The 13,546-nt window shown below is 69.4% G+C and carries 12 protein-coding genes; 8 read left to right on the top strand and 4 right to left on the bottom strand.

Going from position 1 to position 13,546, the window contains the following annotated elements:
- Positions 1 to 9: 9 nt before the first annotated feature.
- The 4 genes from P0Y60_16990 to P0Y60_16975 all read left to right on the top strand — a co-directional run bounded on the left by P0Y60_16990 (position 10) and on the right by P0Y60_16975 (position 4,882).
- Entirely contained in the window at positions 10 to 1,059 is a 1,050-nt protein-coding gene (locus P0Y60_16990; protein ID WEK60975.1) for a lipoate--protein ligase family protein, read from the top strand.
- Complete coding sequence (locus tag P0Y60_16985) at positions 1,038 to 2,111, top strand: site-specific DNA-methyltransferase (GenBank protein WEK60974.1); 1,074 nt, start codon at positions 1,038 to 1,040, stop codon at positions 2,109 to 2,111. The genes P0Y60_16990 and P0Y60_16985 overlap by 22 nt, the downstream gene beginning before the upstream one ends.
- 29 nt (positions 2,112 to 2,140) lie before the next feature.
- Positions 2,141 to 3,634: a carboxylesterase family protein gene (locus P0Y60_16980; GenBank protein WEK60973.1), complete on the top strand. Its 1,494-nt coding sequence runs from the start codon at positions 2,141 to 2,143 to the stop codon at positions 3,632 to 3,634.
- Between the two features lie 261 nt (positions 3,635 to 3,895).
- Complete coding sequence (locus tag P0Y60_16975) at positions 3,896 to 4,882, top strand: hypothetical protein (protein WEK60972.1); 987 nt, start codon at positions 3,896 to 3,898, stop codon at positions 4,880 to 4,882.
- Between the two features lie 234 nt (positions 4,883 to 5,116).
- On the opposite strand, the gene P0Y60_16970 is transcribed toward P0Y60_16975, so the two are convergent.
- From P0Y60_16970 to P0Y60_16960, 3 genes are read right to left on the bottom strand one after another with little or no spacing between them, the layout of a single operon-like run.
- On the bottom strand, positions 5,117 to 5,464 hold the full coding sequence (locus P0Y60_16970) for a cupin domain-containing protein (GenBank protein WEK60971.1): 348 nt from the start codon (positions 5,462 to 5,464) through the stop codon (positions 5,117 to 5,119).
- Complete coding sequence (locus P0Y60_16965) at positions 5,461 to 6,864, bottom strand: FAD-binding oxidoreductase (protein ID WEK60970.1); 1,404 nt, start codon at positions 6,862 to 6,864, stop codon at positions 5,461 to 5,463. Before P0Y60_16965 ends, P0Y60_16970 begins: the two co-directional genes overlap by 4 nt.
- Positions 6,865 to 6,892: 28 nt before the next feature.
- The gene (locus P0Y60_16960) at positions 6,893 to 7,360 is read right to left on the bottom strand and encodes an Lrp/AsnC family transcriptional regulator (protein ID WEK60969.1); all 468 of its coding nucleotides are present in this window, start codon (positions 7,358 to 7,360) and stop codon (positions 6,893 to 6,895) included.
- Between the two features lie 99 nt (positions 7,361 to 7,459).
- Here P0Y60_16960 and P0Y60_16955 point away from each other — a divergent pair, with 99 nt between their 5' ends.
- The 4 genes from P0Y60_16955 to P0Y60_16940 all read left to right on the top strand — a co-directional run bounded on the left by P0Y60_16955 (position 7,460) and on the right by P0Y60_16940 (position 12,410).
- A complete protein-coding gene (locus P0Y60_16955) occupies positions 7,460 to 8,893 on the top strand; it encodes a gamma-aminobutyraldehyde dehydrogenase (GenBank protein WEK60968.1) in 1,434 nt (477 codons plus the stop codon).
- An 85-nt stretch (positions 8,894 to 8,978) separates the two neighbouring features.
- Complete coding sequence (locus P0Y60_16950) at positions 8,979 to 10,145, top strand: ROK family transcriptional regulator (GenBank protein ID WEK60967.1); 1,167 nt, start codon at positions 8,979 to 8,981, stop codon at positions 10,143 to 10,145.
- Positions 10,146 to 10,167: 22 nt separating this feature from the next.
- Positions 10,168 to 11,079 carry a polysaccharide deacetylase family protein gene (locus P0Y60_16945; GenBank protein WEK60966.1) on the top strand — a complete coding sequence of 304 codons (912 nt, stop codon included), beginning with the start codon at positions 10,168 to 10,170 and terminating at the stop codon, positions 11,077 to 11,079.
- Positions 11,076 to 12,410 carry an MFS transporter gene (locus tag P0Y60_16940; GenBank protein ID WEK60965.1) on the top strand — a complete coding sequence of 445 codons (1,335 nt, stop codon included), beginning with the start codon at positions 11,076 to 11,078 and terminating at the stop codon, positions 12,408 to 12,410. The genes P0Y60_16945 and P0Y60_16940 overlap by 4 nt, the downstream gene beginning before the upstream one ends.
- 9 nt (positions 12,411 to 12,419) lie before the next feature.
- On the opposite strand, the gene galE is transcribed toward P0Y60_16940, so the two are convergent.
- Entirely contained in the window at positions 12,420 to 13,397 is a 978-nt protein-coding gene (gene galE, locus P0Y60_16935) for a UDP-glucose 4-epimerase GalE (protein WEK60964.1), read from the bottom strand.
- Between the last annotated feature and the right edge of the window lie 149 nt (positions 13,398 to 13,546).

Below are 13,546 nucleotides of genomic sequence, written 5' to 3'. Positions count from 1 at the left end.
GCTGGAACCGTGCACGGTGAATACAAGGTCCCAGGGGGAAAGCTCGTCGTCGTCGACCTGGACGTCGAAGACGGTCGGATCGCGCGGTTCCGCCTCGCGGGCGACTTCTTCCTCGAACCGGACTCGGCGCTCGACGACATCAACGCCGCGGTCACCGGGTTGCCGGTCGAGACGGATGCCACCGCGATCGCCGTGGCGGTGCGTGAGGCTCTGCCCGCCGGTGCGCAACTGCTCGGCTTCACCCCCGATGCGGTGGGAACGGCCGTGCGCCGTGCGCTCGTGACCGCTCCGGGCTGGCGCGACTTCGACTGGGAGATCGTGCACGACAAGGCCGTCTCGCCGCGCATGAACCTGGCGCTCGACGAGGTGCTCACCGCCCGCGTGGGTGAAGGCCGCCGCCGCCCCACCCTGCGCATCTGGGAGTGGGACGAGTCGGCCGTGGTCATCGGCTCCTTCCAGTCGTACCGCAACGAGGTCGACCCCGAGGGCGCGGCCAGACACGGCTTCGACGTCGTGCGCCGCATCTCCGGCGGAGGCGCGATGCTCATGGCCGCAGGGCAGATCATCACGTACTCGCTCTACGTGCCGGCATCCCTCGTCGCGGGCATGACCTTCGCCGACTCCTACGCCTTCCTCGACGACTGGGTGCTGCAGGCGCTGCGCTCGCTCGGCATCGACGCGGTCTACCAGCCGCTCAACGACATCGCGAGCCCGACGGGCAAGATCGGCGGGGCCGCGCAGAAGCGCCTCGCCAACGGCGGAGTGCTGCACCACGCGACGCTCTCGTACGACATCGACGGTCAGATGATGACCGAGGTGCTGCGCATCGGCCGCGAGAAGCTGAGCGACAAGGGCACCACGTCGGCCGCGAAGCGCGTCGATCCGCTGCGCAGCCAGACCGGGCTCGAACGCGCCGAGATCATCGACCGCTTCATCGGCACCTTCCGCTCGCTCACGGATGCCGAGACCGGGGCGATCACGCCTGAGGAGTACGCCGACGCCGAGGCACTCGTCGAGTCGAAGTTCGCCACCGACGCGTGGCTGCACCGGGTGCCGTGACCGACCCTTCGATGGGTGCAGCCGGCGACGGACCCGAGGCTCGGCCGAAAGCAGTTCCCTCGGCCGAATCCCTCGAATCCGGCCGAGGCAAGAGCATTTCTCCGACGGAGGCGCCCGGCGCCGTCACGATCATCGAGGGCGACAACCTCGTCGCGGCGGCGACCCTACCCTCGGCAACCTTCACCCTCATCTACCTCGATCCGCCGTTCAACACCGGGCGTGCCCAGGAGCGGCAGGTGGTCACCGCCCGCCGCGCGTCCACAACTCCTCAAGAACCGGGGGTGGCGGCGGCCCCCGCCGCGGAGTCACGGGGAGGGGCCGAGGCCGGCGCGGATTCTTTGAGGAGTTATGAACAGCCGGCCGGTGAGACCGAGATCCGGCACGGGTTCCACGGCCACGCGTACGAGCGGGTGCGGGGCATGCTGCGCACCTATGACGACCGGTTCGACGACTACGGCGCGTTCCTGATGCCGCGGTTGGAAGAGGCGTGGCGGCTGCTCGCCGACGACGGCACCCTGTACCTGCACCTCGACTACCGCGAGGCGCACTACGCCAAGGTCATGCTCGACGCCGTGTTCGGGCGCGACTCCTTCCTCAACGAACTCATCTGGGCGTACGACTACGGGGCGAAGTCGCGCCGGCGCTGGCCCACCAAGCACGACACCATCCTGGTCTACGTGAAGAACCCGCGGACGTACTACTTCGACTCCGACGAGGTCGACCGGGAGCCCTACATGGCGCCCGGGCTCGTGACGCCGGAGAAGGCCGCGCGCGGAAAACTGCCCACCGACGTCTGGTGGCACACGATCGTGCCGACGACCGGCCGCGAGAAGACCGGGTATCCGACGCAGAAGCCGGAGGGGATCCTGCGCCGGATCATCCGTGCGTCCAGCCGCCCCGGTGACCGCGTACTCGACCTCTTCGCCGGCAGTGGCACGACGGGCGCGGTGGCATCGGCACTCGGACGGAACGCGGTGCTCGTCGACGACAACCCCGAGGCCGTGCGGGTGATGAGCGAACGGATGCCGCACGCCGAGGTGACGTCCGGCTGAGCGCTCTGCGCTCGCGGAAGGATGCTGTGATGACCGATACGGACTTCGTCGAGGTCGAGACCGGCGCGGGGCGGGTGCGCGGGCGCTGGCGTCCGACCACCGGCGGCAGGGGTGATCCGCGTTCGGCGGCGTTCCTCGGCATCCCGTTCGCGGAGGCGCCGATCGGGCCGCTGCGCTTCCAGGCTCCCGTGCCGAAGTCGCCGTGGGAGGGGGTGCTCGACGCGCTCGAGTTCGCCGCCACCGCGCAGCGCGGCGATCCCGGGGTGACGCTGATCCCCGAGCCCAGCGTCGCGGGCGACTCGATCCTCAACGTGAACGTCTTCACGCCCGATCCGACCCCGCGCGCGCAGGGCCTGCCGGTGCTGGTGTGGATCCACGGCGGCGGCTACTTCGCCGGCTCCCCGGCGAGCACCTGGTACGACGGACGCAACTTCAACCGCGACGGCGTCGTGACGGTGTCGATCTCGTACCGGCTCGGGTTCGACGGCTTCGGGTGGATCGAGGATGCGCCGTCGAACCGTGGCGTGCGCGACTGGCTGCTCGGGCTGGAGTGGGTGCAACAGAACATCGCGGCGTTCGGCGGTGACCCCGCACGGGTGACGATCGCCGGGCAGTCCGCGGGCGGCGGCGCGGTGCTGACGCTGCTGGGGATGGAGCAGGCACAGCATCTGTTCCACGGGGTCTACGCGCTGTCTGCGGCGCTCGCCGATGTGGCCGCCGCGCGTGCCGAGGCGTTCGGTCGAGCGCTGGCTGCCAGGGCCGGGGTCGAGCCGACCGTGTCGGGGTTCGCCTCGCTGGACGAGGATCGTGTGCTCGCGCTGCAGAAGAAGGCCACGAGGCTGGGTCCGTCGTCGATCGGGAGCGTGGTCGAGGACGGTCTGCCGCTCGGCCCGACGATCGACGGCGATCTGCTGCCCCGGTCGACCCGTGAGTCGCTCGCCGCGGGCGTCGGCGCCGACAAGCCGCTCGTGCTAGGCGCGACCGATGACGAGTTCACGATGGCGTTCTCCTCGGCTGCGAGGGCGCTGCGCTGGGTGCCGCGGGGCCCGCTGTTGAACCGACTGGGCCTGCCGAACAGTGCGCGGCGGGAGTATCTCGCCGCGAACACCGACGTCGCCGGTCTCGGTACCGCGCGCCTTGCCGGGCGCCTGCTGACGGACCGGATGTTCCGGGCTCCGCTGCTGCAGGTGCTGGCCGACCGGGGTTCTGCGCCGACTTGGGTGTACCGGTTCGCGTGGCCCTCCGGTCGCTTCGGCTTCGCCGAGCACTGCCTCGACGTGCCGTTCTTCTTCGACTGCCTCGACGGCCCAGCCATGGAGCCTCTCGCCGGCCCGAACCCTCCGCAGGCGCTCGCTGACGAGGTGCACGGCGCCGCGGTCGCGTTCATCACCGGTGGCGACCCGGGGTGGCCACGGCACGAGGGGGAGGCGGGCATCGCGCGCGTGTACGACACCCCGAGCCGCGACCTCGCGGATGCCTACGCCTCGGTGCGCCCGCTGCTGGGCGCTGTGCGAGGAAGTTGACACCTGTTGTCGGTCTGGGGCTCGGATAGCGGCATGAGGTGCCAAGTCGGGCTGGGGCGCAGCGGCGAAGTTGACACCTGTTGTCGGTCTGGGGTTCGGATAGCGGCGTGAGGTGCCAAGTCGGGCTGAGGTGCCCAGCCAGGCCGATGGCAGGGAAGCGGGAGGGGCACTATTTCTGCACAGGTGGCCTCAGAAACGAGTCCTCCTCGGATGCCGGGGCGACGGCATCCGAAGGTCTGTCGCCGCCTGCAGGATCGGGGCATGTCTCGACCACCTCTTGCGCTCCCGAGCTCCCTCGGCCCTGTCTTCACGCCGGAACAGGCGCGGGCGGCCGGCGTCACGGCGCGGCGATTGCGGGCGCGCGATCTCGTCCACGTGCATCGAGGGCTGCTTGCGATCGCATCCCTCGATGAGGGCGAAGAGGAGGAAGTAGACCTCGAACCCTTCGCGCGCGACCGAGCGATGCGCACAAGGACGCTGGCTCGTGCTCAGATGTATCGCCCGCTGATGGTGGCCCATGCGTTCTTCTGCGGACGCACAGCCGCCGGGATCTGGCAGCTACCCGTCGAGTGCGATGGACCGCTGGAGGTGGCGGTCCCCGCGCCTCATCGGGCTCCGCGCCGGCGCGGCATCGCCGGGCGGCAGGTCGCGGCTCACCTCGTCACCGTGCGCGACAGGGACGGGCTCCGGCTGGCGAGTCCTGCATCGACGTGGGCGACTCTGGGCGATGAGCTGTCGGTTCGCGAGCTCGTCGTCGTGGGAGATGCCGCGGTGCACATCCCTCGTGATGCGAGCGCTCGCCGTCGACCCGATCGAGCGCTTGCGACGATCGAACAGCTGCAATCCGCTGCGGCGGCGGGAACCCGGCGCGGTGTGCACAGACTCCGCGCCGCGGTCGCGCAGGTGTGCACCGCGAGTGCCTCACCCTTGGAGACGGAATTCCGATTGGATGCTGCCGCCGCGGGACTCCCGATGCCGACGCTGGACATGGTGGTCCGCGATCGTCGAGGCGAGCTGATCGGTGTGACCGAAGTCGCCTACCCGGAGTGGAAGGTGCTCGTGGAGATCGAGGGCGACCACCACCGCACGTCACGCCGTCAATGGAACCGCGACATCGAGAAATATGCGGCGTATGTTGCGGAAGGGTACGAGGTCGTCCGACTCACTTCTGCGCATGTCCGCGGTGCTCGGCCCGTCGCGGTACGTGTGGTGAGAGAGGCTCTCGCGCGACACGGTTGGAGGGCCTGAGGGCTGGAGGGCCTGAGGGTCTGAGGGCCTGAGGACGTGAGGGCCCCAGGACGTGCGTGCGTGCGTGCGGATGTGGCACCTCATGTCGCTATCGGAGCTGCATAGCGGCAACAGGTGTCAACTCCGGGGATCAGTTGCGCGAGAAGTTGGCCCCTCATGTCGCCATCCGAGCGCCATAGCGGCAACAGGTGTCAACTTCACTGGGCCGCGGCGAGCTGGGGAGGCGAGTACGCCTCAGGCGATGTAGATCTTGCGCAGCGTCTCGGTGACCGTCCATGCGGTGCGCTGCCCCTCGGCCAGGCGTACGACCGAGCCGGGTCCGACTGTGAGTGCGGGCAGGGCCGGGTCGTCGAAGGCGATCGTGGCGTGCCCTGAGAGCACGACGAACACCTCGTCGACCTCGGTGTCGGTGGCCGTGCCTGGCGTCATCTCCCAGATGCCGATCTCGACCCCGCCCAGCGCCGCAAGCGCCTGCGTGCCCGTCGTCGGGTTGCCCTGACGCACTTCCTCGGCCGGGAGAGGTTCATGGGTGAGTGTGACGCCAGCGGCATCCACACCGGTGCCCGCGGCGAGTGCGCTCATGAGTCGAATCCCATGCCGAGGGCGTCGAGCGTCTTGAGGAACAGGTTGCGCTTGCCGTCGCGGTGGTCGGCCTGATTCATCGCCGCGCGCACCAGATTGATGCCGATCGCGGCGGCGGGCTCCGGCGGGAACGGCACCGGGCGTTCGCGCACCATCTTCAGCGCGGTGCGCTCGGTCTCGACCCCCGACAGCTTGTCGAGCATCACGTCGGCGGCGAACCGGGCCGCCCCGACGCCGAGCCCGGTGAAGCCGGTCGCGTACGCCACGCGCCCCTTGCGGGCGGTGCCGAAGAACGCGCAGAAGCGGCTCGACGAGTCGATCGCGCCCGCCCAACGGTGCGTGAAGGAGAGCCCTGCGAGCTGCGGGAACGTCGTGAAGAAGTGCGAGGCCAGGCGGCGGTGGCTCTCCATCCGATCCTCGTACTCCGGGCGCACCTTGCCGCCGTAGTGGTAGATCGCGTCGTATCCGCCGAACAGGATGCGGTTGTCGGCGGTGAGGCGGTAGTAGTGGAACTGGTTCGCGCTGTCGGCGAGGCCCTGGCGGTTCGACCAGCCGATGGATGCCAGTTGCGCGGTCGACAGCGGCTCGGTCATGAGCACGTAGTCGTAGACCGGCACGGTCATCAGGCGGTTTCTCTTGAGCAACGAGGGGAAAACGTTCGTGCCCAGTGCCACGGCATCCGCTGTCACGCGTCCGCCGTCGGTCACCAGGCTGATCGCCGAGCTGCCGTCGCCCTCGACGAATCGCACCATCGTGCGCTCGTGGATCTCGACACCGAGCTCGGTGGCGACGCGAGCGAGCTCCAGCCCGAGCTTGGCGGGGTGCACCATGGCGCACCCGTCGCGGTCCCAGGATCCGGCCAAGAAGGTCTCGGAGTGCACTTCGGCCTGCACGGCGGCGGCATCGAGGAACCCGTCCTCCTCGCGCAGCCAGTCGATCTGGTGGGGCTCGACGGCCACGGCCAGCTGGCCGGTCCGCTCGAAGTCGGTGTCCATGCCGTAGCGCGCGATCGTCTGCTCGATGCCGTCGAGGTTCTCGTGGCCGAGCTCCTCGAGCCGGTCGATCTCCTCGGGCCAGCGGTTCACCCCGTTCTCGTGCCCGTGCGTGAGGCTGGATTCGCAGAAGCCGCCGTTGCGACCAGACGCCGCCCACGCCACGCGCGAGGCCTCCAGCAGCACGACCCGCTGCTCGGGGTTGCGCTCCTTGGCGCGGATCGCCGTCCACAGCCCGGTGTACCCGCCGCCGACGATCACGAGGTCGGCGTGCACCGACCCCGACAGCGACGGATAGGTGGGCCGCTCCACATCATCGAGCCAGAACACCCCGAAGGTGGTGTCGCGCAGGGCCTCGTCGATGACGGACTGTGCGGGCTGCTGACGCTCGAAGACGGTGGTTCCCATGATCACTCCGATGTGCGAGAGGGCGCGCTCAGCGCGTGCCCCAGTTGTAGAGGTCTTTGTAGAGGCCGGCGTACAGCAGGCTCTCGGTGTGTGCGATGCCCGGGATCGTGCGGATGCGGGTCGCGATCAGCTCGATCAGGTGCTCATCGCTCTCGCACACCGCCTCGACGAGGATGTCGAAGGTGCCGAGGGTGACGACGACGTAGGCGAGTTCGGTGATCTTGGTGAGTTCCTCGGCGATCGCGCGCGGATCGCTGGACACGCGGATGCCGATCATCGACATGCGGTGGAAGCCGAGCTGCATCGGGTCGGTCACGGCGACGATCTGGATGATGCCCGCTTCGGTCATCCGCTGCACGCGCTGACGGGCCGCGGCCTCGCTGAGTCCGACCTCGCGACCGATCTCCGCGTAGGGGCGGCGACCGTCCTCTTGGAGCAGTTCGACGATCCGCTTGGAGATGTCGTCCAGGGCGGGCTGCTTCGGCGTGGTGCTCATGTGTCGATATTGACAGGTTGAGCATGCTCTGGCAACTGATTCAGTTGTTTGGAATGGAAAGTGCTTCAGAATTCGAAAGCACATCGCTACCATGAGGGCATGCCTTCAGAGACGTTGCAGAACTTCATCGGCGGTCGCTACGTTCCCGTGGCCGGATCGGGCGCTCTGCCGCTCGTCGATCCGTCCACCGAAGAGGAGTACGGATCACTCCCCGTGTCCGACGCCGGCGACGTCGACGCCGCCTACGCCGCGGCATCCGCAGCCTTCCCTCTGTGGCGCGACACCACGCCCGCCGACCGCCAGCTGGCGCTGTTCCGCATCGCCGACGAGATGCTCGCGCGGGCCGAGGAGTTCGCCGATCTGGAGTCGCGCGATACCGGCAAGCCGCGCGCGAGCCTGGTCGACGACGAGATCATGCAGTCCATCGACCAGCTGCGGTTCTTCGCCGGTGCGGCCCGCAGCCTGGAGGGACGCGCCGCGGGGGAGTACCTCGCCGGGCACACCTCGTTCGTGCGCCGCGAGCCGATCGGCGTGATCGGTCAGGTGACCCCCTGGAACTACCCGCTCAACATGGCCGTGTGGAAGATCGGCCCCGCGCTCGCCGCCGGCAACACCGTCGTGTTGAAGCCGGCGGAGTCCACGCCGCTGACGACGCTGTTGCTCGCCGAGATCGTCGCGCTGCACACGCCGGCCGGCACACTCAACGTCGTGCTCGGCGATCGCGACACCGGCGTGGCGCTGGTGGAGCATCCGACGCCGCAGATGGTGGCGATCACCGGTTCCGTGCGGGCGGGCATGGCTGTGGCACGGTCCGCCGCGAACGACGTCAAGCGCGTGCACCTGGAGCTGGGCGGCAAGGCGCCGGCGATCGTGTTCCCGGATGCCTCGATCGACAAGGCCGTGGAGGGCATCATCACGGGCGCCTTCTTCAATGCGGGCCAGGACTGCACCGCCGCGACCCGGGTGCTCGTGCACTCCTCGGTGCACGACGAGCTGGTGGCGGCGCTGGTCGCCCGGGCGCGCACTCATGCCCGCACCGGCGGGCCGCAGGAGGAGGGCGTGCTGTACGGGCCGTTGAGCAGCGCGGCGCAGCTCGCACAGGTCGCCGGATTCGTGGAGCGTCTTCCCGCCCACGCCACGATCGAGACCGGCGGAAAGCGCCAGGGCGACCGCGGCTACTTCTGGGAGGCCACGATCGTGTCGGGCCTGCACCAGGACGACGAGGCCGTGCAGGGCGAGATCTTCGGCCCCGTGCTCACGGTGCAGTCGTTCGAGACCGAGGAGCAGGCGCTCGAGATGGCGAACGACGTGCCGTATGCGCTGGCATCGTCGGTATGGACGACCGATCACGCCCGTGCGATGCGCTTCTCGCGCGACCTCGACTTCGGATGTGTGTGGATCAACACCCACATCCCGTTCGTGTCGGACATGCCCCACGGCGGATTCAAGCACTCCGGCTACGGCAAGGACCTCTCTCAGTACGGCTTCGACGACTACACCCGCATCAAGCACGTGATGACGGCCCTGGACTGAACCAGGCGGGTCCTAATCCGCCGGAACGGGCCCCCGGTGCGACGCGATGTGGCAAGCTGAGCGGAGCCGATCCCGGGGGACCTCCATGACCAGGCCACTCGCAGGGCCTCAGACTCTGCTCCGCACGCTCAACGGTCGAGCGATCCTCGAAGCGCTCGCCCGCAGCGGCCCGCACACCCGGGCGGAGCTGATGGCCGACACCGGTCTGTCCCGCACGGCGGTGACCCAGGTGCTCCGGATGCTGGAGGGCGCGGGTGCTGTCGCACCCGCCGGCGTCGACCGCGACACCCGGGGGCCTGCGGCCGGCCGGGTCGCGCTGCATCCACAGCTCGGATTCGCCGCGGCCGTCCATGCCGACCATCACACCGCCCACGTCGTGCTGGTCGATCCCTCCGGCGCGGTGCGTGCAGAGGCGCACGAGGACTTTCCCCGTGCCGACGACCGCGTCGGGCACATCGTGCGGCTGGTCGAGGGCTGTCGCCGCGTGCTCAAAGGTCCCGTGTACGCGGCCGTGGTCGGAGTGCCCGGCGTCGTGACAGCGGACGGCGGCATCCGCAATGATGAGGGTCCGGATGGCGGGGCCTTCCGCTCCGCGCTCGCCGCCGCCCTCGGTTGCGAGGTGCGCATCGAGAACGACGTGAACCTGGCCGCTCTCGCCGAGCTCACCGACGCGGCCGTCGCAGGACTCTCCAGCTTCGCCCTGTTGATGCTGGTCGACGACGGGCTCGGCGCGGGCATCGTGATCGACGGCGCCCTGCACCGCGGATCATCCGGCGTGGCCGGCGAGATCATGTACCTGCCGCAGAGCCCGCTGCCGATCGGCGCCCCGGTCGTGAACGACGCCGTGGTGAGCGATCTCGCGCTCACGCTCGGCGGCGACCCCGACGCCCTGCTCGGCGATCATCTCGACGCAGCCGCCGGTGGCGACGAGGTGGCCGCACAGATCGTCACCGAGGTCGCGCGCCGGCTCGTGCTGATCGCCGGCACGATCACGCTCGTGCTCGATCCCGAGGCCTTCGTGCTGAGCGGCAGTGCGTCCCACCCGGTGATGGTGGATGCCGTGGACCGCATCGCCGAGGAGTACTCCGCGCAGCTGCCCGTGCGGTTCGTGACGGCGTCCTTCGGCATCGAGGCCCCGCTGATCGGCGCGGTGGGCGAGGCGGCATCCGCGCTGCGCGCCGCACTGTTCACCCGCATCCTCTCGCCCGCACACAAGCTCGCACACAAGCCCGCCGGCAAGACCCTCCGCTGACCTGCCCCGACAGGAGTCGACGATGACTGCACCCTCCGATCTCACCGACCGCCTCGGGCTCGCCCCGGGTGCGAGGGCGATCATCCTCAACGCCGACGACTTCGGCATGTGCCACGCGGCCAACACCGCGATCGTGGAGCTGCTGGGCGCGGGGGCCATCGACTCCACGACCCTGATGGTGCCGTGCTCCTGGGCGCCGGAGGCGCTGGCGTTCGCGGCATCCCGCACCGATCTCGACGTCGGCGTGCATCTCGTGCTCACGAGCGAGTGGTCGCGCTATCGCTGGCGTCCGCTCACCGGGACCGGCACCACTCTGGTCGATGCGGACGGCTTCTTCCCCACCGAGGTCGTGGCGGTCGAGAGCCAGGCATCGACGGAGGATGTCGCGGCCGAGCTCGCCGCGCAGCTGCAGACCGCCCTCGACGCGGGTGTCGACGTCACCCATCTCGACAACCACATGGGCTCGGTCTACGGTCTCGCGACCGGACGCGACTTCCTCGGCGAGGTGTTCGCGCTCGCCGCCCGCCACGGCCTTCCGTTCCGGTTGCCGCGCAGCATGGACGGCGTGAGCGAGGCCACGCTCGCGCACGCCACCTCGGCCGCTGATGCGCTGGGTGTCGAGATCATCGACCGCCTGTGGTCGCATCCGTTCGAACTCGTCGGCGAGGGTACAGACGCCGTCGAGGACTACGAGCGCGTGCGTGACGGATTCATCGCCCTGTTGCGCGCCGTCCCCGCCGGGGTCACCGAGATCTACCTGCATCCGATGACCGACACCGAGGAGCTGCGGGCCGCCGTCGACTACGCCGCCACCAAACGCGGGTACGAAGCGCGACTGCTGGCCGATCCGCTGGTGGCACAGGCCATCGCCGACGAGGGCCTCGTGCGCATCGGCTGGCGGGCGCTCCGCGATCTGCAGCGGAGCACCCGATGACGTCCCTCGCCACGCGCCTGCGTGATCGGCGCCTCGACGCCGCCCCGACCGGGGCGCAGTCGATCGCGTTCGGTGCATCCGGGTTCCCCACCCAGCTCATGGCGCAGACGTTTTCGGCGTTCGTCGTCTACTTCTACGTCTCGCACCTCGCTGTTCCGGCCGGATGGGTGGCAGCGGCGATGATCGCCCACGGCATCATCAACGCCGTGCTGAACCCGGTGATCGGGGCCCTGTCGGACCGCATCCGCACCCCGTGGGGCCGTCGCATCCCCTGGATCGGCTTCGGCATCGTGCCACTGGTCGTCGGATTCGTGCTGATCTGGATGCCGCCCGCGCTGCCGACGGTGGGACTGATCGTCTGGTTCCTCATCGTCGTCGCGGTCTACGACATCGCCTTCGTGGTGGTGGTCCTGAACATCTCCGCGCTGTTCCCCGAGATCTTCCGCACCACCGACGAACGCGCCCGCGGCAACGTGCCGCGACAGATCTTCGCGATCCTCGGCATGGTGCTGGGTACGGCGGGGGCGCCGTTGCTGTACGAGTCGATCGGCTGGCCGGGCATGGCGCTCGTGCTTGGAGCGGTGTGCCTGGTGCTGCTGGTGTGGTCCTTCGCCGGGGGCATGATCGAGCGGCGGGTGCCGGAGGCATCCGAGACGGCCACCGAGACCATGCGCTTCCGCGACCAGCTGACCTACACCTTCGCGAACAGGGCCTTCGTGCCGTACGTGCTCGGGTCGCTGTTCGTGCAGACCTCGATCGCCGTCATCCTCGCCTCGGTGCCGTTCTACGTGCGGTACTCGCTGCACGCCGCCGAGGGGGAGAGCAGCCTGCTGCTGGGGGCGATCTTCGTCACCGCGATCCCCTCGATCGTGCTGTGGAGCGCGGTCGTGCGTCGTACCAGTCCACGCACCGCCGTGCTGTGGAGCGTCGCGGTGTTCGGCGTCGCCGTGCTCGGCTACCTGATCCCCACGTCCGTGCTCGGCGCGGCGCTGGTCGGGATCGGCGTGGGCGTGGGGGTGGGCGGTCTGCTGCAGCTGCTCGAGGTGATGCTCGCGCAGATCATCGATGAGGATGCCGTGCGCACCGGGCTCCGCCGCGAGGGGGCCTACTTCGGCGTGAACGGCTTCGTCGTGCGCGGATCCGTCATCCTGCAGGCGATCGTCGCGGCCGTGGTGCTCACCTCATCCGGGTTCGACGCCACGCTCGACGACGCCCAGCCCGACACGGTCGAGGGCGCGATCAGGGTCATGCTCGCGGTGATCCCGCTCGGGTTCACCGCTCTGGCGTGGGTGTGCTTCTGGCTTTACCCGATCCGCGCGCGCGACCTCTGAGTATCGGCATCAGCCGGCGTTGCGTCGGGCCTCCCAGCCCGTGCGCACCATCTCGTCGACGGTGTAGCGCATGGTCCAGTCGAGGTCGCGGGCGGCGAGCTCTCCGGTCGCGACGATCCGGTCAGGGTCGCCGGGACGACGCGGACCGATCTCGGGCGTGAAGTCGATGCCGGTCACGCGGGCGACGGCATCCATGATCTGCTTCACGCTCAGCCCGTCGCCCGAGCCGAGGTTGTATGCGGGCTCGATGGGCTCGCCCGCCGACAGGCGCTTCGCGGCGGCGACGTGGGCCGCGGCGATGTCGCCGACGTGCACGTAGTCGCGCACGTTCGTGCCGTCGTCGGTGGCGTAGTCGTCACCGAAGATCTTGGGCGTCTTGTCGGCGATCAGGGCCTCGAACACGATCGGGAAGAGGTTGTGCGGGCTGACGTCGTAGACCGTGGGGTCGGCGGATCCGACGACGTTGAAGTAGCGCAGCGAGGTGTGCCGCAGCGGGGTCTCGGAATCGGCGGTCGCGATCGCCTGGTCGCGCAGCAGCCACTCGCCGATGAGCTTCGACTCGCCGTAGGGGCTGGCCGGCTTCTTCGCGGTGTCTTCGACCACGAGCGCGACATCCGGGGTGCCGAACACCGCGGCGGAGGACGAGAACACGATGTTCGCGACGCCCGCGGCCTGCATGGCCTCGAGGATCACGCGGGTGCCCTCGACGTTCTGCGCGTAGGTGTGCAGCGGGCGCTGCATCGAGACGCCGGCGTACTTGTAGCCGGCGACGTGGATCACGCCCTCGGCGTCGTGATCGCGGAGGGTCTTCTCCACGAGCTCGCGATCGAGGATGCTGCCCTGCACGAACGCCACGCCCTCCGGCACGAACGACGCGACACCGCTGGAGAGGTCATCGAGCACGACGGGGGTGAGTCCGGCATCCGCGAGAGCACGTACGACGTGTGCTCCGATGTAACCGGCGCCGCCGGTGACGATCCAGGACATTGCGTTCCTCTCCTGCCGCTCGTGCGGCGGTTCTCATGGTGTCAGCTCGGGGATTGGTGGGGCCCCGGTGCGGAGTTGACACCTGGTGTCGGTGTCGCGGGCGAATTCCGACGTGAGGTGTCAAGTTCTTGGGCGGGGTGCCCCGAACG

Source organism: Candidatus Microbacterium colombiense, from assembly GCA_029203165.1.
GTDB lineage: Bacteria > Actinomycetota > Actinomycetes > Actinomycetales > Microbacteriaceae > Microbacterium > Microbacterium colombiense.
The sequence above is the reverse complement of the archived record's forward strand: the minus strand, read 5'-3'. Positions and strand labels throughout refer to the sequence as shown.

Coding starts and splice junctions, on each gene's coding strand:
- P0Y60_16950 (WEK60967.1), top strand. CDS start 8,979: ATGACCAGGCCACTCGCAGGGCCTCAGACTCTGCTCCGCACGCTCAAC.
- P0Y60_16975 (WEK60972.1), top strand. CDS start 3,896: ATGTCTCGACCACCTCTTGCGCTCCCGAGCTCCCTCGGCCCTGTCTTC.
- P0Y60_16955 (WEK60968.1), top strand. CDS start 7,460: ATGCCTTCAGAGACGTTGCAGAACTTCATCGGCGGTCGCTACGTTCCC.
- P0Y60_16960 (WEK60969.1), bottom strand. CDS start 7,360: ATGAGCACCACGCCGAAGCAGCCCGCCCTGGACGACATCTCCAAGCGG.
- P0Y60_16970 (WEK60971.1), bottom strand. CDS start 5,464: ATGAGCGCACTCGCCGCGGGCACCGGTGTGGATGCCGCTGGCGTCACA.
- galE (WEK60964.1), bottom strand. CDS start 13,397: ATGTCCTGGATCGTCACCGGCGGCGCCGGTTACATCGGAGCACACGTC.
- P0Y60_16980 (WEK60973.1), top strand. CDS start 2,141: ATGACCGATACGGACTTCGTCGAGGTCGAGACCGGCGCGGGGCGGGTG.
- P0Y60_16940 (WEK60965.1), top strand. CDS start 11,076: ATGACGTCCCTCGCCACGCGCCTGCGTGATCGGCGCCTCGACGCCGCC.
- P0Y60_16945 (WEK60966.1), top strand. CDS start 10,168: ATGACTGCACCCTCCGATCTCACCGACCGCCTCGGGCTCGCCCCGGGT.
- P0Y60_16965 (WEK60970.1), bottom strand. CDS start 6,864: ATGGGAACCACCGTCTTCGAGCGTCAGCAGCCCGCACAGTCCGTCATC.